The 20,964-nt window shown below is 34.5% G+C and carries 21 protein-coding genes and 1 riboswitch; of the genes, 17 read left to right on the plus strand and 4 right to left on the minus strand.

Annotated features, from left to right (window positions below; genetic code table 11):
- The first annotated feature begins 6 nt into the window (after positions 1-6).
- The 5 genes from P2W75_RS01935 to tsf all read left to right on the plus strand — a co-directional run bounded on the left by P2W75_RS01935 (position 7) and on the right by tsf (position 3,909).
- Complete coding sequence (locus P2W75_RS01935; RefSeq protein ID WP_276378690.1) at positions 7-819, plus strand: ferritin-like domain-containing protein; 813 nt, start codon at positions 7-9, stop codon at positions 817-819.
- Positions 820-1,016: 197 nt separating this feature from the next.
- Positions 1,017-1,472 (plus strand): 50S ribosomal protein L13, encoded by a 456-nt coding sequence (gene rplM / locus P2W75_RS01940; protein WP_207297806.1) that lies wholly within the window; start codon positions 1,017-1,019, stop codon positions 1,470-1,472.
- Entirely contained in the window at positions 1,472-1,858 is a 387-nt protein-coding gene (gene rpsI / locus P2W75_RS01945) for a 30S ribosomal protein S9 (RefSeq protein ID WP_012023687.1), read from the plus strand. The genes rplM and rpsI overlap by 1 nt, the downstream gene beginning before the upstream one ends.
- A gap of 176 nt (positions 1,859-2,034) precedes the next feature.
- Positions 2,035-2,805 carry a 30S ribosomal protein S2 gene (gene rpsB, locus P2W75_RS01950; RefSeq protein WP_008466790.1) on the plus strand — a complete coding sequence of 257 codons (771 nt, stop codon included), beginning with the start codon at positions 2,035-2,037 and terminating at the stop codon, positions 2,803-2,805.
- Positions 2,806-2,946: 141 nt separating this feature from the next.
- A complete protein-coding gene (tsf, locus tag P2W75_RS01955; RefSeq protein WP_207297807.1) occupies positions 2,947-3,909 on the plus strand; it encodes a translation elongation factor Ts in 963 nt (320 codons plus the stop codon).
- A gap of 63 nt (positions 3,910-3,972) precedes the next feature.
- Here tsf and P2W75_RS01960 read toward each other — a convergent pair whose 3' ends face one another.
- Positions 3,973-6,057, minus strand: a complete 2,085-nt coding sequence (locus P2W75_RS01960) for a M3 family metallopeptidase (RefSeq protein WP_276378691.1) — start codon at positions 6,055-6,057, stop codon at positions 3,973-3,975.
- A 119-nt stretch (positions 6,058-6,176) separates the two neighbouring features.
- Here P2W75_RS01960 and P2W75_RS01965 point away from each other — a divergent pair, with 119 nt between their 5' ends.
- The 12 genes from P2W75_RS01965 to P2W75_RS02020 all read left to right on the plus strand — a co-directional run bounded on the left by P2W75_RS01965 (position 6,177) and on the right by P2W75_RS02020 (position 18,960).
- On the plus strand, positions 6,177-9,860 hold the full coding sequence (locus P2W75_RS01965) for a TraB/GumN family protein (protein ID WP_276378692.1): 3,684 nt from the start codon (positions 6,177-6,179) through the stop codon (positions 9,858-9,860).
- Between the two features lie 45 nt (positions 9,861-9,905).
- Positions 9,906-10,586, plus strand: coding sequence for a queuosine precursor transporter (locus P2W75_RS01970; protein ID WP_276378693.1), 681 nt, complete (start codon positions 9,906-9,908; stop codon positions 10,584-10,586).
- On the plus strand, positions 10,583-11,206 hold the full coding sequence (locus P2W75_RS01975) for a hypothetical protein (protein WP_276378694.1): 624 nt from the start codon (positions 10,583-10,585) through the stop codon (positions 11,204-11,206). The genes P2W75_RS01970 and P2W75_RS01975 overlap by 4 nt, the downstream gene beginning before the upstream one ends.
- Entirely contained in the window at positions 11,206-11,769 is a 564-nt protein-coding gene (locus P2W75_RS01980; protein ID WP_276379903.1) for a DNA-3-methyladenine glycosylase I, read from the plus strand. Before P2W75_RS01975 ends, P2W75_RS01980 begins: the two co-directional genes overlap by 1 nt.
- A gap of 100 nt (positions 11,770-11,869) precedes the next feature.
- Positions 11,870-11,967, plus strand: a riboswitch (TPP riboswitch).
- A 65-nt stretch (positions 11,968-12,032) separates the two neighbouring features.
- Complete coding sequence (gene thiS, locus P2W75_RS01985; RefSeq protein ID WP_276378695.1) at positions 12,033-12,239, plus strand: sulfur carrier protein ThiS; 207 nt, start codon at positions 12,033-12,035, stop codon at positions 12,237-12,239.
- Positions 12,240-12,356: 117 nt separating this feature from the next.
- A complete protein-coding gene (gene thiC, locus P2W75_RS01990) occupies positions 12,357-14,180 on the plus strand; it encodes a phosphomethylpyrimidine synthase ThiC (protein ID WP_276378696.1) in 1,824 nt (607 codons plus the stop codon).
- Positions 14,181-14,210: 30 nt separating this feature from the next.
- On the plus strand, positions 14,211-14,819 hold the full coding sequence (locus tag P2W75_RS01995; RefSeq protein ID WP_276378697.1) for a thiamine phosphate synthase: 609 nt from the start codon (positions 14,211-14,213) through the stop codon (positions 14,817-14,819).
- On the plus strand, positions 14,777-15,517 hold the full coding sequence (locus P2W75_RS02000) for a hydroxymethylpyrimidine/phosphomethylpyrimidine kinase (protein WP_276378699.1): 741 nt from the start codon (positions 14,777-14,779) through the stop codon (positions 15,515-15,517). The genes P2W75_RS01995 and P2W75_RS02000 overlap by 43 nt, the downstream gene beginning before the upstream one ends.
- Positions 15,510-16,148 (plus strand): thiamine phosphate synthase, encoded by a 639-nt coding sequence (locus P2W75_RS02005; protein WP_276378700.1) that lies wholly within the window; start codon positions 15,510-15,512, stop codon positions 16,146-16,148. Before P2W75_RS02000 ends, P2W75_RS02005 begins: the two co-directional genes overlap by 8 nt.
- Positions 16,129-16,905 (plus strand): thiazole synthase, encoded by a 777-nt coding sequence (locus P2W75_RS02010; RefSeq protein WP_276378701.1) that lies wholly within the window; start codon positions 16,129-16,131, stop codon positions 16,903-16,905. The genes P2W75_RS02005 and P2W75_RS02010 overlap by 20 nt, the downstream gene beginning before the upstream one ends.
- A 136-nt stretch (positions 16,906-17,041) precedes the next feature.
- Positions 17,042-18,154, plus strand: a complete 1,113-nt coding sequence (gene thiH / locus P2W75_RS02015) for a 2-iminoacetate synthase ThiH (RefSeq protein WP_276378702.1) — start codon at positions 17,042-17,044, stop codon at positions 18,152-18,154.
- Positions 18,155-18,249: 95 nt separating this feature from the next.
- Positions 18,250-18,960, plus strand: coding sequence for a HesA/MoeB/ThiF family protein (locus P2W75_RS02020; RefSeq protein ID WP_276378703.1), 711 nt, complete (start codon positions 18,250-18,252; stop codon positions 18,958-18,960).
- Here the strand turns inward: P2W75_RS02020 and P2W75_RS02025 are convergent.
- From P2W75_RS02025 to P2W75_RS02035, 3 genes are all read right to left on the minus strand, one after another.
- Positions 18,957-19,751, minus strand: coding sequence for an MOSC domain-containing protein (locus tag P2W75_RS02025; protein WP_276378705.1), 795 nt, complete (start codon positions 19,749-19,751; stop codon positions 18,957-18,959). The two genes, P2W75_RS02020 and P2W75_RS02025, sit on opposite strands and share 4 nt — an antisense overlap.
- Before the next feature lie 2 nt (positions 19,752-19,753).
- Positions 19,754-20,398, minus strand: a complete 645-nt coding sequence (aat, locus tag P2W75_RS02030) for a leucyl/phenylalanyl-tRNA--protein transferase (RefSeq protein WP_276378707.1) — start codon at positions 20,396-20,398, stop codon at positions 19,754-19,756.
- A 172-nt stretch (positions 20,399-20,570) separates the two neighbouring features.
- Positions 20,571-20,942: a DUF3127 domain-containing protein gene (locus P2W75_RS02035; protein ID WP_276378708.1), complete on the minus strand. Its 372-nt coding sequence runs from the start codon at positions 20,940-20,942 to the stop codon at positions 20,571-20,573.
- Positions 20,943-20,964: the final 22 nt, after the last annotated feature.

Here is a 20,964-nt window from a genome sequence, read left to right on the forward strand (position 1 = left end):
GAAATTATGAACATTTTAAAATTTATAGAGACTTTTACGGATGACAGTTTAATGAAAAGTACTGGTTCCCGACGAGACAGTTTTACACAATTTGGAAACATTGGAAAAAATTTAGTACTAGCATCAATCCCTTTTGGTCTTTCGGCTTTGGCCAATAAAGCATTAGCAAAAGATATCACCGCAACTCCCGCAACTCCAATTGGAGCACTTCAATTTGCATTGACCTTAGAATATTTGGAAAATGAATTTTACGCAATGGCATTAGATTCAGGTGTTATTCCAGCATCTGAAAACGGAGGACGTGATTTAAAAGTTTTTCAGCAAATTGCAGCACACGAAGCCGATCACGTTTCATTTTTAATAGCCGGTTTAGGCGGAACCATGAGTGCAAACTTTGTTCCAAAACCAACTTTCGACTTTACTGTTGGCGGTGCATTTGATCCTTTTAATGACTATCCTACCTTTTTAGCATTGGCCCAAGCTTTTGAAGATACAGGCGTTAGAGCTTATAAAGGTCAGGCAGCAAACCTAATGTCTACACCTGATTTACTTACAGCGGCTTTACAAATCCACTCTGTTGAAGCCCGTCATGCTTCTGAAGTACGACGTCTGCGCGGCTTAAAAGGATGGATCTCTAATGCCGAAAGAGGTGCCGGAATGCCTTCGGCAACACAGGCAGTCTACGACGGAGAAGGAATTACAATACAGGCAGGTTTCAATACTGCAGCCGCATTTGGAGCTGCCGCAGGGTCAGAAGCTTACGATGAGCCGCTTACCACACAGCAAGTGGTAGATATCGCTAATATATTTATAGTATAATTACACGAAATAATTCAAAAAAGCAGCGCACCTTTGCACCAAAATGCAAAGGTGCTTTTTTTATGCTTTTAAATAAAAAACTGAGAGCCTGATTTTCAGTATTTAAAATATTCTTTTCAGGTATTTGGTTTTAAAATAATTAATTGTACTTTTGCATCCCCTTTATTGGGGATGGAATGTTTAATTAAAATAATATTATGGACGCATTAAGCTACAAAACAGTTTCAGCAAATAAAGCCACTATAACTAAAGAGTGGATTGTTGTTGACGCTGAAGGTCATAACTTAGGACGTCTTGCTTCAAAGGTTGCTATGATCTTAAGAGGTAAGTACAAGCCAAGTTACACACCGCACGTTGACTGTGGAGATAACGTAATTGTTATCAACTCAGAAAAAATTAACCTTACAGGTACAAAATTGAATGACAAAATTTACATGCGTCATACAGGTTACCCAGGAGGACAAAGAACTTTAACTGCTAAAGTATTGCAAGCTAAAAATCCAGCTGCATTAGTAGAAAAAGCTGTAAAAGGTATGTTACCTAAAAACAAATTAGGTGCTGAACTTTTTAGAAATCTAAATGTTGTTGTAGGAGCTGAGCACAAACACGGAGCTCAAAAACCTAGAACTGTTAACCTAAATGATCTTAAGTAATGGGAGTTATTCACAAAATCGGTAGAAGAAAAACCGCTGTTGCACGTGTTTACGTTTCTGAAGGAACTGGAAACATCACTGTAAACAAAAAAGAATTCGCAACTTACTTTCCAACTGCAACTTTACAATACAAAGTTTTACAACCATTGTCTATGACAGAAAACGTAAACAACTTTGACGTAAAAGTAAACGTTTACGGAGGTGGTACAACTGGTCAGGCAGAAGCTGTAAGAATGGCATTAGCACGCGTAATGTGTGAAGTTAACGCTGAAAACAGAGGAATCCTTAAACCAGAAGGTTTATTAACAAGAGACCCTAGAATGGTTGAACGTAAGAAATTCGGTCAGAAGAAAGCTCGTAAGAGATTCCAGTTCTCTAAACGTTAATATTACCTGTCTTGTTCAAATGGGACAAGACATTATCAATTATTTATTGAAATTAAAAAACACAGTTATTGTTGCTCTCCTATCGAGGTAGGATATAGTTTAGCATCTAAATGCATGAAGCCAGAGAAATCGCCATTCATACATTGCTAATCAACAGAACGTAAACTAGTACAAAAATGGCAAACAAAATAGAAGTAAAAGAATTACTAGAAGCAGGTGTTCACTTCGGACACATGACTAGAAAATGGGATCCAAACATGGCTCCTTACATTTATATGGAGCGTAATGGTATTCACATTATCAATCTATATAAAACTGCAGCTAAAATTGAAGAAGCTAACGAAGCTTTGAAAAAAATCGCTGCATCAGGTAGAAAAATTTTATTCGTAGCTACCAAAAAACAAGCAAAAGACATCGTTGCTGATAAAGCAAAAGCTGCAAACATGCCTTACATCACTGAAAGATGGCCAGGTGGAATGTTGACTAACTTCGTAACTATCAGAAAGGCAGTTAAAAAAATGTCTTCTATTGATAAAATGAAGAAAGATGGTACTTTCAACACTTTATCTAAAAAAGAGCGTTTACAAGTGGATCGTCTACGTGCTAAATTAGAGAAAAACTTAGGTTCAATTGCTGATATGTCTAGACTACCTGCAGCATTGTTCGTAGTAGATATCAAAGCTGAACACATCGCAATAAAAGAAGCTCAAAAATTAAACATTCCAGTTTTCGCAATGGTTGATACGAATTCTGACCCAAGAGAGGTTGATTACGTAATTCCTGCAAATGATGACGCTTCTAAATCAATTGACAAAATTTTATCTTTAGTGACTACTGCAGTAATCGAAGGTCTTTCTGACAGAGGTGCTGAAAAAGAAGTTGAAGCTGCTGAAGAAGCTCCCGCTGTTGAAGCTGAAGCTGCTCCTGCAACTGAAACTGAAGAATAAATCAAATCTTAAATTCCAAATTTTAAATTCCAAAGTCCAAAACAAAATTAAAAACGTTATGTTGATAATTTATTAAAATTGGAGTTTGGGATTTAAAAGATGGAATTTTTTACTTTTAAACACATTAAAACTTAAAATATTATGGCAACAATTACTGCTGCAGACGTAAATAAATTAAGACAATCTACAGGTGCCGGAATGATGGACTGTAAAAAAGCTTTAGTTGAAGCTGAAGGAGATTTCGATAAAGCGATCCAAATCCTTAGAGAAAAAGGACAAAAAGTTGCTGCTAACCGTTCTGACCGTGAGTCTTCTGAAGGAGCTGCTGTTTCTTTTATCAATGCTGACCACACTAAAGGAGCTATCATCACTTTAAACTGCGAAACTGACTTCGTAGGTAAAAATGAAGCTTTCGTAACTTTAGCTAAAGATTTAGTTGAAAGAGCTATCAACTTCTCTTCTAAAGAAGAATTATTAGCTTCTGATTTCAACGGAATTACAGTTGCTGAAAAATTAATCGAGCAAACTGGAGTTATCGGTGAGAAAATCGAAATCGGTGGTTTCGAAATTTTAGAAGGCGCTTACGTTGGATCTTATGTTCACGTTAATAAAATTGCTGCTTTAACTGCAATTTCTGCTCCAGTTGCTAATGCTGAAGCTTTAACAAAAGATATCTCTATGCAAGTTGCTTCTATGGGAGCTGATACATTATCTTACAAAGATTTTGATCCTGCTTTCGTTGAATCTGAACTTGCTGCTCGTATTGCTGTAATCGAAAAAGACAATGAAGAAGCAAAACGTTTAGGAAAAACTTTAAAAAATGTTCCTAAATACATCTCTTTCTCTCAATTAACTCCTGAAGTTATCAAACAAGCTGAAGAAGATGCTAAAGCTGAATTAAAAGCTGAAGGAAAACCAGAGCAAATCTGGGACAAAATCCTTCCAGGAAAAGTTCAACGTTTTATCTCTGATAACACTACTTTAGATCAAGAAAAAGCTTTACTTGATCAAAACTTCATCAAAGATGACAGTAAAAAAGTTGGTGATTACGTAAAAGGATTCAATGTTGAAATCACAGGTTTCAAAAGAGTTACTTTAGGTTAATATATTATTTTTTCAATATTAAAAAGCCCGAATATTCAGTTATTCGGGCTTTTTTTATTTCTATTAACTTTCCACTGGAAAATTTCTTGCTCGCATCAACGCGTCAGAATTGGGAGCGTGTCCTCTAAAATTCTCATACATTTCTTCGTTATCAATCGTGTTACCAACACTTAAAACTGTTTTATAAAGACGTTCAGAGATATTTTTATCAAATGGTCCGCTAGCTTCCAGAAAAGCTTCATAAGCATCTGCATTAATGACATCTGCCCATAAATAACTGTAATATCCAGCTGCATATCCGTCACTTGAAAATATATGTGCAAACTGAGTAATTCTGTGGCGCATTACAATTTCTGAAGGCATATTAATTTCACTTAAAACTTTCTTTTCAAATTCATGCGGATCGATAGTTTCTGTTGTTAAATGCAGTTTCATATCAACAAATGAACTTGAAATCGTTTCTACAGTTGCAAAACCTTCATTAAAATTGGCCGCCAGAGCTATTCTCTCTACCAAAGACTGAGACAATGGTTCATTTGTTTTATAATGAAGTGCAAACTTATTTAAAACCTCTGGCGTAGCTAGCCAATGTTCTAATAATTGCGAAGGAAACTCTACATAATCTCTAGCCACTGAAGTTCCTGAAAGACTAGGATACGTTACATTTGAACATAATCCGTGAAGTGCGTGACCAAATTCATGAAATAAAGTTGTGGCATCCTCCCATGAAATTAAAACCGGTTCATCGCTGTTTCCTTTTATAAAATTGCAGTTGTTCGATACAATTGGAAGCACTTTTCCTTTAATTTTCTGCTGATCGCGATGCGAATTCATCCAAGCTCCAGAACGCTTTCCAACACGCGCATATGGATCAAAATACCACAACCCAATTGGTTCTCCAGTCAATTTATTATTTACTTCCCAAACACGAACATCTGGATGATAGACCGGAACATCAAATAATTGTTTAAATCCTAAATCGAACAACTCGCCTGCTGTCCAGAACATTCCTTCTCTTAAATTTTCTAATTGCAGATATTGTTTGATTTCGTTTTGGTCTAAATCGTATTTCGCTTTTCGCACTTTTTCGGCATAATAACGATAATCCCAGGGCTGAATTTTAAAATTTCCTCCCGCTGCATCTACCATTTCCTGCATAGCCAAAACATCATTTTTGACTTTATCAACAGCAGGTTTCCATACTGAATGCATCAAATCCAATGTTTTCTGTGGATCTTTTGCCATTTTATTAGACAAACTCCACTCAGCAAAATTAGTAAAGCCTAAAATTTTTGCCTTTTCTGCCCTTAATTTCAAAATAGACACCAATGTTTCATTTGTATCATTTTCGTTCTTATTATCACCTCTTTTTACAAAAATATCAAATGCTTTTTCTCTTAAATTTCTTTGATCAGAAAACGTCAAAAAGGGTTCAATTGAAGATCTTGTATTTCCAATACAACCTAAAACATCTAAGTTTCTTTCTTTAGCTTCGGCAATTGCAGCATTTTTAAATTCATCGGGCAAACCATCAAAATCGGCTTCTGTTTTTAATTCTAAAAATTGGCCGTTTTCTTCTGCTAATAATTTTTGGCTGAAAAGCGTAAAAAGTCCTGCAAGTTCTTGATTAATTCTTGCAACTTTCTTTTTATCATCTGCATTTAGCTCTGCTCCTTCCCTCACAAAATCAGAATAATATACCCAAAGAAGACGCTGTTGTTCCTTCGTCAGTTTTTTACTTTCATCTGATTTATATAACGTTTCAATTCTAGAAAAAAGTTTTTCATTCTGATATAATTTATCGCTTATTTCCGCCAGTTTGGGAGACATTTCTGTATCGACAGCATTGAATTCAGGAGTGCTTAAATTAGAACGATAAATCCCATAAACCGCATGAATTCGATCCAGTTTTTCTCCTGAAAGCTCCAAAGCCGTAATTGTATTTTCAAATGTTGGTTCTTCAGGATTATTGGCAATTGTATCCAATTCAGTCAGTTTTTCCTGAATCGCAAATTCAATTGCGGGTTTAAAATCAGAAATTTTATATTTTGTAAAATCCGGAACACCTCCGTAAGGCCCAGACCATTCTTTTAACAGTGGATTTTCAGCATTACTATCTCCAACTGCTGCTAATTTTTCTTTATTCATGGCCAAAATAACATTGTCTTTCTATTTGTACTAATTTTTTTAAATAACTGAATCAGTTCTACACTCAAAAATACCTAAAAATTCTATATTTGTTTATCAAAAACATTAAACTTACATCCTTGAAAAAGTTCCTTTTAATAACCATCTTCATTACCTCATTTGTATATTCACAAAATAAAAGTTTATTCTGGGAAATATCGGGAAACGGTCTGGCAAAAAAATCCTATTTATATGGCACTATGCACGTAAATGAGAGGGTTTCTTTTCATTTGTCGGATTCTTTTTTCAACAATCTGCTGGCATCTGATATTGTGGCAAATGAAAGCAATCCAGAAACTTGGAGCGACTTGAATGATATTATAAAAAATAACGAAACCAATTATAATCGATACAATAAACTGTATTCGGAGTTTTATTTATTCCCTGTGAGCAAAGAAAACATTAAAAGTATTTTCGAAAATGACAATGAAAAATACTTCAGAAATATGCTTTCGGGTGTAGAAGGAAATCAGGCTGATTTTCAAGAAAACACTGTTCTTGATATGTTTATTTTTCAAACGGGAAAAAAATACAAGAAAAAAATTGCAGGTCTTGAAGATGCCAAACAATCTATGATTTCTATTTTAAATATCATGGACAAAGATGCCATGCCAAAGGATGAAAATAAAATTCCTTTGATGAAAATATTGAAAAACAGAAATTTAGATGAAGTCTTAAAAGAATATTACCGCGAGAAAGACATCGTTATGCTGGATTCAATCTATAAACTGATATTTTCCAAAAAAGCCCACGATGCCCTTATTATCAACCGTAATAAAGTAATGACAAGAAGTATTGACTCTATTGCCAAAACCGGAAGTTTATTTTCGGCAGTTGGAGCGGCGCATCTTGCTGGAAGCGAAGGAATAATTGAACTTTTAAGAAAAAAAGGATACACGGTAAATCCAATTATCGATGTTTTTACCGAAGCTGGAAAAAATAAAAAGAAAACCATAGAGGCTTATTTTCCAAATCCTACCTTCAGTGCTGCATCTACTAGAGACAAAATGATACAATTACCGCTTTACAAAGCTGTTATTGAGGAAAAACAAAATCTAGGATCGCCTGATTTTACAAACGGAGCAGCAATCACCATCAAAAGAATGCCTTTAAATTATTTTTTAAAGAATAATGAGACGGCTTATAATGCCAAATCGTTAGACAGTTTGTTTTTTGAAAAAATTGCAGGAGATATTCTCGAAAAGAAATACTTTGAACAAGCCAGTTATTCTGGATACGATATAAAAAACGTTACAAAAACAGGAAACGCACAGCACTCAAAATTTATCGTTACACCACTTGAAATTATTTCGATTTTAATGACAGGTCCTGCAAATTATGTTCGCCAGTATGAAAATGACGTTTTTGAAAACATCAAAGTAAAATCTTTTAAAAACGAATGGGAGAAAATAAAACCTTTAAAAGGCGGTTTTGAAACCGAAATTCCTTCCTTTAATCTTGTTTTTGGAAACATTCCAGAAAAAGGAAATGACATTGAAATTCAAGCGTATGATAATCAGGAAAAAGGATATTATTTTCTGAAAGAAAAAACATTAAGCAATACGGATGTTTTAGAAGATTCTGAATACGAACAGAAACAAATTCATTTTCAATTCTATTTACAACAAGATCAAGATTCGACAAACGTTCGATACAATAAAGCCGAAAATACACTTGTTTCTTCTTCAAAAATTGGAAATCGAAACATGAAACTTAAAAGTGTTATTTCTGGAAGTAAATACTACTTACTGGGCACTGTAAATGCATCTGAAACAAATACAAATCGTTTCTTTAATTCATTTACCATCGCTCCATTTACTTATAAAGCAAAAACAAGAGTTTATACCGATTCGACTGCAAACTATAAAGTAGAAATTCCCGAAAAAGAAAATGAAAGTCTGTTTTGGAATTTAAAAAAGACCGATACTGATTCGAAAAACACTTTTACAGAAACTTATAAATTTCAATCGTTCAATTCTGAAACTGGAGATAAAATTGGTTTGGTTTATTATAAATATCCTAAATACGAACACACTCTTTCAATCGATTCTATCCAGAAAAATCTCAAAAAGGATTTTCTAAAACAATCCGCTCAAGATTATGTAAACAACGATTTTGACGACAACTACTATTTTACACCTACTTCTTTATTAAATAGTGCGGTATATTCGAAAATAGGATTCTCAAAATCAAACTGGAACAATCTGTTGGCCGATAAAAAAAATAATTACGATTTTTTATCTTACACTACGAAATACGACAAGACAAACGAATGTTATGTTATTGATGCTTTAGTATCTAAACAAAGCAGTACGCAAGCCGTAAAATATAGAGTATTGTATAAAAATAACGCATACTGCACTTTAAGTGCGCTTGTAGATAAAAACTACAAAAACGAAAATCCATTTATAGAAAAGACCTTCAATTCCTTGGTGTTACTCCAAGACAACAAAACAGAGTCCGAAGACAAAATCACACTTTTTATGGAAGACGCTGGAAGTAAAAGCGATACCATTCGATCTTCGGCTTTACATGCGGTACACAATCTTGATATTACGCCAAATGATTTTGAAAAAGTTACTAACTTCATCAATACATTCAATTTTAAAGAAAGCGAAACCTATGTTAAAACCGCTCTAATTGAAAAAATCGGCGAATTAAAAGATGAAAGAGTTATTCCGTTTTTAGAGAATTATTATAAAAAAGAAAACACCAAGACTGAAGTTCAGGTTAGTATTTTAAGAGCACTTTCAAAACAAAAATCAAAAGCGGCTTATAAAAAAATCAATGAGTTATTGGATTATGATCTGCCAATTCCAGACAATCAATTTGATATACGAATGCTGTTTTCTGCCTTTGAAAGCGATGCTGAAAATAGCAAAGAACTCTTTCCTGAAATTTTTCAGTATTACAGCATCAAAGAATATCAAAATCCAGTTATAAGTTTCAGTAATTTATTATTAGAGAAGAAATTAATTTCAATCAAAAAATTAAAAACCTTCAAAAAAATAATCGTTACCAATACAAAACTCGAATACAAAAGAGCTTTGAGCTGGAACCAAAAAAACAAACCCGCTGAAGATGAAACCGACAGCGAAGAAGTAAAATCTGTATATCTAAACAATTATTCAGAATCGTTTTCTGACTTGGTTAATTATACCACGCTGGTGTACAATTATGCGGATGATAGTGCTGTAAAAGATCTCCTTAAAAAAATAAAAAAGCTGGACAATCTAGCCGTAAACACTGAATTGGTTAGACTTGGAATTACACACAACAATCTAACAGATTCAGAAATCAATGATTATTTAAAAGATCCTAAAACTCAGTTTGCAACAATTAACTTGTTACTGAACAACAATAAAAAAGATTTAGTAAATTTTTCCGACGAAGAAATTTCGAAAGCAGCCGTAATCAACTTTCAAAACTTGGTAAGCAAGGATTCAATTAATTTATTAAACAAAAAAATCATTGAAAAAAATGGTCAGCAAATCTCCCTTTTCTTCTGTAAAATCAAAAAGAAAAATGCAGAAGCTGGTTCGCTGAAAAGTCCGCTTTACACAATTGGTTTTATAAATAAAAATGGAAAAATAGATCCTCTTGCGTATACGATTATCAACTCTAAACAAGTGAATGATGACGAGGAAATTTTGGAGAAAAAGTACGATCTTATCGTAAGCGAATTTTTGAATGCAGAACATTTAAGAGCTAGTTTTTCGAAACAAAAAGACGAAGAAGAATCTTTTTATGATGAGGAATATTAAATTTGTAAAACTATTTCGAGACTTAAAATAAACCTTTAAAAACATATGTTTAAAACCCGAAAAGAAATCGTCTTTGTAATCTTGGCAGGAATTTTTATAACCAATGCCGTTGTTGCCGAACTTATAGGTGGAAAATTAATTCAGATTGGTCCTTTTGTAATGAGTATAGGAATTCTGCCTTGGCCAATTGTTTTTTTAACAACCGATTTAATCAATGAATATTTCGGGGAGAAAGGCGTTAAAAAACTTTCTTTTATAACTGCCTGTCTTATTGCATACGCATTTCTAATCCTTTTTATGGCCATTACAATTCCGGCTGCCAAAGGAATAAGTCCTGTTAATGACGAACAGTTTGAAGCCGTTTTTGGACAAAGTATGTGGATTATTGTAGGGAGTATAATCGCCTTTATGGTTTCGCAATTAATAGATGTGAGTGTTTTTTGGTTTTTCAGAAATCGTACTGGACATAAAAAAATATGGTTAAGAACCACCGGCTCTACAGTCATTTCCCAATTATTTGATTCGTTTATTGTGCTTGGAATTGCATTTTGGCTTCCAGGAAAAATTGATTTTGATACTTTTATCTCATCTGGTTTAATTGGATATGTTTTTAAACTATCAATTGCCATTTTATTGACTCCGGCGATTTATTTAGGACATCATTTAATTAAAAAATATTTGGAAAAAGACGATCTCGACAAAAAACAGGAAGGTTTACAAGAATGAAAACTTACAAAACATTTCTTTTAGCGATCGTTTTAAGCTTTGCAAGTTGTTCTAAAGACACCAAAAAGCAAATATTGGAAGTCACCGATAAGATTTCAAACAAAATAGAAAGTATTTCAGAAAGTACTGTCGAAACCGTAAAAGAATATAAAAATTCGATTGTAGACAAAATCACTACAACCGAGGTTTCTGCTGAAAATAACGAAACCGTAAACGATACTATCGCAGAAGAAAAAATTGAAAATGAAAAGTTTATCGGAATTACTCATTTTAAAAAATTCATAGCTGAGTGTAAAACAGGCGAAACCATAACACAAAAAGAACTTATTGAAAACCATAATATTCCGGCTGACGGAATAAAACTCATAAAAAGCATTACTAAAACTGCCGAAGACGAAATTGAAATCAAATGGAAATCAACTTGGTTTATTGAAAGAATTTCGGACGCAAAATTTACCGATGCCAAAATAAAATTCAAGTTCGAAGCCAATAAAATGTATACTTCCGGAAAAGCCATCGGGATCAAATACAAAAAGAAAATCTATACCGATCTCATCATAATTGGCACAAAAGCTTACATACCGAGCGTAAAAGGTTATCACTGGAAAATTGGAAAATGATGGAGGATAAAATAAGATGCGGCTGGTGTACTTCCAGCGATTTATACAAAAAATACCATGATGAAGAATGGGGCGTTCCAGTTTATGACGACCCAACTTTATTCGAATTTTTAATTCTGGAAACTTTTCAAGCTGGCTTAAGCTGGATTACTATTTTAAATAAAAGAGAAAATTTTAGAGCCGCTTTTGATCATTTCGATTATAAAAAAATGGCTAATTATTCTGAAGAGAAAATCGAAGAATTAATGCAGAATACAGGTATTATTCGGAACAAATTAAAAATCAAAGCCACAGTTTCCAATGCTCAGGCTTTTATGAAAGTTCAGGAAGAATTTGGAACTTTCTCCGATTATATTTGGAAATATACTGATGGAAAACCAATTGTAAACCATCTGAAAAATTCAAAAGATGCTCCAGCCACTACGCCGCTTTCAGATGAAATCAGCAAAGATTTAAAGAAAAGAGGTTTCAAATTTGTCGGTTCAACCGTCATTTACGCACACATGCAAGCCACCGGAATGGTCAATGATCATGTGGAAGATTGCTGGACAAGAACAAAGTAAAAGTTGGTTTCAAGTTTCAGGTTTCACGTTATAACTGCACTCAAAAAAACAACTTGAAACCTAAAACTTGAAACTTTAAACAAAAATTATCTATATTTGCTTCACACTTTAGGGGTGTCTACAAACTTGTAGGCTGAGATTTTACCCTCTGAACCTGATCTAGTTCATACTAGCGTAGGGAAAAGTAAGATGACTTCTGCGCGCATTTTTATGCGTTCTTGTAGCCATTCCTAAGGTGTATCTATACACTAAACTGAAAAGGAATGGAACTAAAAATCAATCAACAAACCAAAAAATTCAATGCTGAATCGCTAAGCGTTCAATCATTGCTCGATCTCGAAATTCCGCAAAAACAAAACGGAATAGCTATTGCTGTCAACAATACCGTTGTTCCAAAAACCAAATGGAACGAATTCTTCGTACGCGAAACTGACGATATTTTGATTATTTCTGCTACGCAAGGGGGTTAAATTTCAATTTAAAATTCCAATATAAAAAATCCAAATTCCAAAATTTCACTTTGCGTAGACGCACTTCAGTGCTCCTCTACAACAACTCATAACTTATAACTCATAACTTCTTTTCTTATGACAAACGAAGAACAAATATCCAGAACCCCTTTTCCGAATTCTAAAAAAGTATATATCGACGGAGAAATTCATCCGATAAAAGTAGCGATGCGAGAAATTACTTTGAGTGATACTAAACTTTCAAATGGCGGCATTGAGAAAAATCCGCCCGTAACCGTTTACGACACTTCGGGCGCTTATACAGATCCGAATATTGAAATTGACATTAGAAAAGGGCTACCTCGTTTAAGAGAAAAATGGATTTTAGACCGAAATGACGTTGAAATCCTAAACGAAATTACCTCAGATTATGGACAAAGCCGATTAAAAGATGAAAGCTTAAATCACCTTCGTTTCGAATATTTGCATCAGCCAAAACGTGCTAAAAAAGGCGCGAACGTTACACAATTGTATTACGCCAAACAAGGAATCATTACTCCAGAGATGGAATATATTGCGATTCGTGAAAACCAGCGTATCGAACTTTTAAATGAACAAACCAAAGCCATGCAATGCCAGCACGGCGGAAATAGTTTTGGTGCAAACACTCCAAAAAACAAAATTACTCCAGAATTTGTTCGTTCTGAAGTCGCTTGCGGAAGAGCCATTATTCCAAACAATATCAACCATCCAGAAAGCGAACCAATGATTGTGGGGCGTAATTTCTTGGTAAAAATAAATGCCAATATCGGAAACAGCGCGGTAACTTCGAGCATTGAAGAAGAAGTTGAAAAAGCCGTTTGGGCTTGTCGTTGGGGAGCCGACACGATTATGGATTTATCTACTGGAAAAAACATTCACGAAACCAGAGAATGGATTATCAGAAATTCTCCTGTTCCAATTGGGACTGTTCCTATTTATCAAGCATTAGAGAAAGTAAAAGGAATTGCTGAAGATTTAACTTGGGAAATTTTCCGCGACACATTGATTGAGCAAGCAGAGCAAGGTGTTTCGTATTTTACAATTCATGCAGGAGTTTTACTTCGTTACATTCATTTAACTGCCAATCGTGTCACCGGAATCGTTTCTCGAGGCGGATCAATTATGGCAAAATGGTGTTTGTTCCATCATAAAGAAAACTTCTTATACACGCATTTTGAGGAAATCTGCGAAATCATGAAGCAATACGATGTGGCATTTTCTCTTGGCGATGGTTTGCGTCCAGGCTCGATTGCAGATGCAAATGATGCTGCACAATTTGCCGAATTGGAAACTTTAGGCGAATTGACAAAAATTGCTTGGAAACATGATGTTCAAGTTTTTATTGAAGGACCAGGACACGTTCCGATGCACATGATTAAAGAAAACATGGACAAACAATTAGAACATTGTCATGAAGCTCCGTTTTATACTTTAGGCCCTTTAACGACTGATATTGCGCCGGGTTACGATCATATTACATCAGCAATTGGCGCTGCTATGATTGGCTGGTATGGCTGTGCGATGCTATGTTATGTTACGCCAAAAGAACATTTAGGCTTGCCAAATAAAAAAGACGTTAAAGACGGCGTAATCACGTATAAAATTGCGGCTCATGCTGCCGACTTGGCAAAAGGTCATCCGGGCGCGCAATATCGTGATAATGCGTTGAGTAAAGCCCGTTTTGAATTCCGTTGGGAAGATCAGTTTAATTTGGCTTTAGATCCCGATACCGCAAGAGAATTCCATGATGAAACACTTCCTGCCGATGGCGCAAAAGTGGCACATTTCTGCTCGATGTGCGGACCAAAATTCTGCTCTATGAAAATATCTCAGGAAATCAGGGATGTTGCTGCCGCAGAAAAAGGAATGCAGGAGAAATCAGAGGAATTTATTGAACAAGGGAAAGAGATTTATATCTAGAAAATAGAGTATAGAAGAAAGAGAAAAGACATGATAGTAATTACGAATCCTTTTTTTGTTGAAGATGAAATACATATTCTTCATTCTTTATTGGAGGAAGGATTGTCTTTGCTTCATATTCGGAAACCTAATTTTTCTGAACTGAAAATGGCGCAGTTTATTCATCATATAAAATTGGAATTCCGAGCTAATTTGGTTTTGCATCATCATCATCAATTAGCAGAAGATTTTGGTATTGAACGGTTTCATTTTTCTGAAAAAGACAGAAAAAGTCTTAATGACCTTCCTGCAAAGTTTTCAAAACCTTGCAGGCCTAAATCAACATCAACACATTCAATTGAAGACTTTAATTCGCTTGAAAATTTTGATTATGCTTTTCTGAGTCCGGTTTATAAAAGTATTTCTAAACAGAATTATTTTCCTGAAAAAGATCTTTTTGAAGCAATAAAATCAAGAACAAATCATCAAACAAAAATGACTGGTTTGGGTGGAATTGATTCAGAAAATATTCATGAAGTCTTAGAAAAAGGTTTTGATGATGTCGCGCTTTTAGGAAGTATTTGGAAAAATGAAAATCCATTAAAACAATTTAAATTATGTCAACAGATCGCCCTTTCGTACTCACAATCGCAGGTTTAGACCCGTCTGGAGGCGCTGGAATTTTGGCCGATATCAAAACCTTTGAACAGCATAAAGTGACTGGTTTTACGATTTCGACGGCGAATACCATTCAAACTGAAAATCAATTTTATGAAATTCAGTGGACTGATTTGAGTTTTGTAATTCGCTCTATTGAAACACTGTTTTTGAATTATAAAATCAGTGCGGTAAAAATTGGAATTGTATCTTCTTTACACGATTTAAACCGAATTGTTTCGACCATAAAACTGCTTTCTCCTTCAACCAAAATGGTTTGGGATCCTGTTTTGAAATCGAGTACAAAATTTGAATTTATGAATATTGAAAATCGTTCTGACTTAACTAAAATATTGTCAAAAATCGATTTGATAACGCCAAATTATCTTGAAGCCGAAATTCTGTTTCCTGATTTTATTTCGAAAAAAAAGGAATTTTCAACGAACATTTTATTGAAAGGCGGACATAACGAAAAAGCTTTAGGAACAGATCGTTTATTTCTGAAAGATGAAGTTTTAGAATTACTTCCATCAGAGAAAAACTGCTTCGAAAAACACGGTTCGGGCTGTGTGCTTTCTTCTGCTATTGCTTCCAATTTAGCTTTGAATCAAACACTAAAAGAAGCTTGTAAAAACGCTAAAATCTATATAGAAAACTACCTGAGTTCAACATCAACTTTAATTGGATATCACTATGCATAGCAAACTTCAATATATCTCGCAAGGCGAAACCATCGAGAAGCAATTGTACAATATTCATCAGGCACTAGATGCAGGCTGTAATTGGGTGCAAATGCGTTTTAAAAACCAAACACAAAAAGACGCTTTCACCTTAGCGGAAGCGGTAAAACCTTTATGCGAAAAATACACCGCTAATTTTATTATAAACGACGATTTGCATCTTACCAAAGAAATTGATGCAGACGGCATTCATTTAGGTTTAACCGATACCAAAATTGACGAAGCAAGAGCTTTTTTAGGCACTTCAAAAGTAATTGGAGGAACTGCCAATACTTTTGAAGACATCGAAAATCATGTTAAAAATGGATGTAATTATATCGGATTAGGTCCTTTTCGCTTTACTGCTACAAAAGAAAAATTAAGTCCAATATTAGGATTGTCAGGCTATTTTGATATTCTTCAAAAACTGAAAAAAAATAAAATCGAAATTCCGGTTTACGCTATTGGTGGCATCACATTGCGCGATGTGAGTCCGCTAATGGAAACAGGAATTCACGGAATTGCCGTTTCTGGAATTATTACCGAAAGTGATGAGAAAGAAAAATTAATTCAACAATTAAACGAAAAATTATATGCAAACATCGTTCTTTAATGTAGGGGATAAAAGCTTTAAATCCCGCCTGTTTTTGGGAACGGGAAAATTTGGCTCGAATGAGGAAATGGAGCAAGCGATTTTAGCTTCTGAAAGCGAATTGGTTACCGTTGCCTTAAAACGCATTGATTTGGAAACTGATACTGATGCTATTTTATCGCATTTAAAACATCCCAATATCAATTTATTGCCCAATACTTCGGGAGCAAGAAACGCTAAAGAAGCAGTTTTTGCTGCACAATTGGCACGTGAAGCATTAGAAACCAATTGGGTGAAACTGGAAATTCACCCAGATCCGAAATATTTAATGCCCGATCCCATTGAAACCTTAAAAGCAACAGAAGAATTGGCAAAATTGGGTTTTATTGTACTTCCTTACATTCACGCCGATCCTGTTTTATGCAAACATTTGGAAAGCGCTGGAACTTCGGCTGTAATGCCTTTGGGTTCGCCAATTGGAAGCAACAAAGGTTTAAAAACAATAGATTTCTTAGAAATCATTATCGAACAAAGTACGGTTCCTGTTATTGTCGATGCTGGAATTGGAGCTCCCTCTGACGCTGCAAAAGCAATGGAAATTGGCGCAGATGCTGTATTGGTGAATACCGCGATTGCCGTCGCTGGAAATCCGAGTTTAATGGCAGAAGCTTTTAAGGAAGCGGTTATTGCAGGAAGAAAGGCTTTTGAAGCAAAAGTTGCCAATCAGCAAAATTATGCTTCGGCTTCTAGTCCGTTGACTTCTTTTCTTTACGAGTAATTTAACCGCAAAGTCCGCAAGGTTTTTTCGCAAAGTTCGCTAAGCTTTGCGAGCTTATTATTAATAATTAAGAACTCAAAGCTTAGCGAACTTTGCGTAATTCTTAGCGCTCTTTGCGGTAAAAAAACACATTAGCATGAAAACATTCAAATCTATTTTTGAGCAATACAATTGGGATGAAATCCAATCTAGAATATACAATACCACATCAAAAGATGTCGAACGTACTTTGGCAAAAACCAAGTACAATCTCGATGATTTTTTGATTCTGATTTCTCCTATTGCCCAAAATTATTTAGAGCAAATGGCACAGAAATGCCATGAAATCACTAAGAAACGTTTTGGAAAAACCATTCAAATGTATGCGCCGCTTTACTTAAGCAACGAATGCCAAAATATTTGCACGTATTGCGGATTTAGCTTAGACAATAAAATAAAAAGAAAAACGCTGACTGACACTGAAATAAAACGAGAAGTACAAGCTTTAAAAAACACTGGTTTCGATCATGTTTTGTTGGTTACCGGCGAAGCAAATTATACCGTAAACATCAATTATTTTCTAAATGCGATTCATTTAATCAAAGAAGACTTTTCAATTATTTCTGTTGAAGTGCAGCCACTTTCGACAGAAGATTACGAGCGTTTACATGATGCTGGAGTCTATTCGGTTTTGGTTTATCAGGAAACGTATCATCAGGAAGTTTACAAAAAGTACCATACCAAAGGCAAAAAATCAAATTTCGATTATCGACTGGAAACTCCCGACCGAATTGGAACTGCTGGAATTCATAAAATTGGTTTGGGTGTTTTATTAGGTTTGGAAGATTGGCGAACAGATAGTTTTTTCAATGCGCTTCATTTAGATTATTTGCAGAAGAAATATTGGCAGACAAAATATTCGGTTTCTTTTCCGCGTCTTCGTCCTGCTGAAGGCATTATCGAACCGAATTTTATTATGGATGATAAAGATTTGACCCAATTGATTTGTGCTTATCGATTATGGAATGAAGATCTGGAAATTTCAATTTCAACTCGAGAAAATGAAAAATTCAGAAACAACATAATTCCGATTGGAGTTACGAGTATGAGTGCCGGTTCTAAAACCAATCCAGGCGGTTATGTGGTTGATCCGCAATCTTTGGAACAATTCGAAATCAGCGATGAACGCTCTGCAGAAGAAATTTCAAAAATCATAAAAAATGCAGGTTATGAGCCTGTTTGGAAAGATTGGACAAAAGCTTTTGTTTAAATTCCAAACTCTAAATTCCAAATTCCAAACTAAAATGTAAACTCTAAATTCCAACATCAATCTAAAATCTAAAATCAGAAATCTAAAATTTAAAAATGAGCATCATAAAAGAATTCCTCCGTTACAACAGACAAACTATTCTTCCTGAGATTGGCGATGAAGGTCAGGAAAAATTAAAAAAAGCTAGAGTTTTAGTCATTGGCGCTGGCGGATTAGGCTGTCCGATTTTACAATATATTGCAACTGCCGGAGTTGGTTTTATTGGGATTATGGATTTTGATACGATTGAAATTCATAATCTGCACAGACAGATTTTATATACTGAAAATGAGATTGGTCAGCACAAAGCAATTGTGGCTAAAGATGTGGTTTCAAAACTAAATCCGTTGATTGAAGCTATTGCGATTAATGAAAAATTAACTGCTGAAAATGCATCTAAAATCATTCAGCAATATGATATTGTCGTGGATGGTTCTGATAATTTTTCGACTCGTTACTTGGTGAATGATACTTGTGTTAACTTGAAAAAGCCTTTGGTTTATGGCAGCATTTTAGGGTTTGAAGGACAAATTGCTGTTTTTAATCATAACGGGAGCAAAAATCTTCGCGATTTATTTCCCGAAATGCCCGATCCAAAAGATGTTCCAAATTGCAATTTAAATGGCGTTTTAGGCACATTACCTGGAATTGTAGGCAATATGATGGCGCACGAAACTTTGAAATTGATTCTTGAATTACCCACTTTAAATAACGAACTGATACTTTTTAATACTCTAAACTGGAATTTTACAAAGCTGAATTTCTAAAAAACAACCTCATCTCCTACACTGATAATTCCTGAATTCAAGCTCACGATATTAGTTCCGAATAAGACAGAATTATCTACATTTCTGTATTTGCTTAAGGTTTTTAAAGGCTCCTTTTTTACAATTCCTTTCTGTGGATCGTTGTTTACCATAATACATCTTCCACACGGTTTTATGTTTTTAAATTGAACTTCACCAATTGCAAAATTTTTAAAATCATCTTCTTCATGAGCGCTTTGTGTGCTTACCACAATATTAGGACGGAATCTTTTAATCGTAATTTTTTCCTCTAATTTCTCATTTAAGAAATCAAGACTTTCAGTTCCAATTAACAAGTACGGATAACCATCGGCAAGACTAACATTATAGGTTTCATTTGTTCTCGAGCTTTCATGCTTACGGTCTCCATTTTTTATAATTTTTACCAATCTGCAATCAACTCCTAATTTATCGCTAAACCATTTTGAAGAATTTTTATTTACTTCAAAGACTTCACTTTTATCATCCCAAACTTGTGAATTTATTGGGTTCTCCAAATGTTCGTTAGTAGAAAATTCATGCGTTTCTCCTTCAAAAGTTATTTGAATTTTATCTCCTAAAATTTGAGGATAAAACTGGCTCATGATGGGATATTCTCTTTGCGTAACGTGAATATTTTCAGCATTAATCAGCATCCATCTTCGGTCATTTTCAAAGCCCATTTCTTCGGCTTTCGCACTTTTTAGACTTATGCCTGCTAAACTTTTTATTGGGTAGATATAGATTTCTTTTACGCTGTAAACTGCACTCATTTCTATTTGCTTTTTAAAATGGACATAAATTCTTCGCGATCAATTTCGCGGCAACCTAAACTTTCTAAATGAGGGTTATAAACCTGACAATCGAGTAATTTGTATTTTTCTTTCTTCAAATATAAGGCTAAAGCAATAAAAGCTGTTTTTGAGGCATTTGAAACTTTTGAAAACATACTTTCACCACAAAAAACATTTCCTTTTCCTAAATCAATTCCATATAAACCGCCAACTAAGACGTCATCTTGCCAAACCTCAACAGATTTTGCAACTCCTTCTTCGTTTAACTTGCAGTATGCTTCGATCATTTCATCAGAAATCCAAGTTCCGTTTTGGCCTTCTCGTTTTATCTGCTGGCAATTTGAAATTACTTCTCTAAAATTTTTGTTGTAAGTAACCTTAAAAATTTTCTTATTGAGAATCTTTTTCATGCTTTTGGATATCACCAATTCATCAAAAAACAAAACCATTCTCGGATCTGGTGCCCACCACAAAATAGGTTCTCCCTCATTAAACCAAGGAAAAATACCGCTTTTATAAGCCAATAGCAAACGTTCTGAACTTAAATCGCCACCGATTGCCAAGACACCTTCTTCATCTGCTTCTGTTACTGGCGGAAAAAATAAATCGTTGAATAAATAATACATTTTTTAATGGTCAAATTTTAAATTCCAATCTTAAAATTCCAAATTTCTGAAATTTTACCCTTTCTCCTTTCAATTAAAATGATAAAAACTAAATCAAAAAATAAAATTCCAAACTCCAGATTCAGTCGAATGAATTGGAATTTGGAATTTCAATATTGGAATTTCTAAACTCTTAGAACGGTAAATCGTCTGGTTCGTCTTCGTTAATGTTTGTTGCTGGCGCAAAAGTTTCTGCCGCTGGCATTGGCGCTCCTTGCGCAGGTCCTTCTGGAGCTAATCTTTCGATTCTCCAACCTTGAATACTATTGAAATATCTAGTTTCTCCTTGTGGGTTAACCCATTCTCTTCCTCTTAAATTGATAGAAACTTTTACTGCATCTCCTTGTTTATAGCTACTCAATAAATCGCATTTATCTTGTGTAAATTCGATTAAAATGTGCTGTGGATACTGCTCATCTGTAGTTACTACTAATTCTCTTTTTTTGAATGAAGCACTAACTTGCTGCTCAGGATTTACCACTTTTACTTTTCCTATAACTTCCATCTTCGTCTATAATTATTTATTG

Origin of the sequence: Flavobacterium sp. H4147 (genome assembly GCF_029360735.1) — a bacterium.
GTDB lineage: Bacteria > Bacteroidota > Bacteroidia > Flavobacteriales > Flavobacteriaceae > Flavobacterium > Flavobacterium endoglycinae.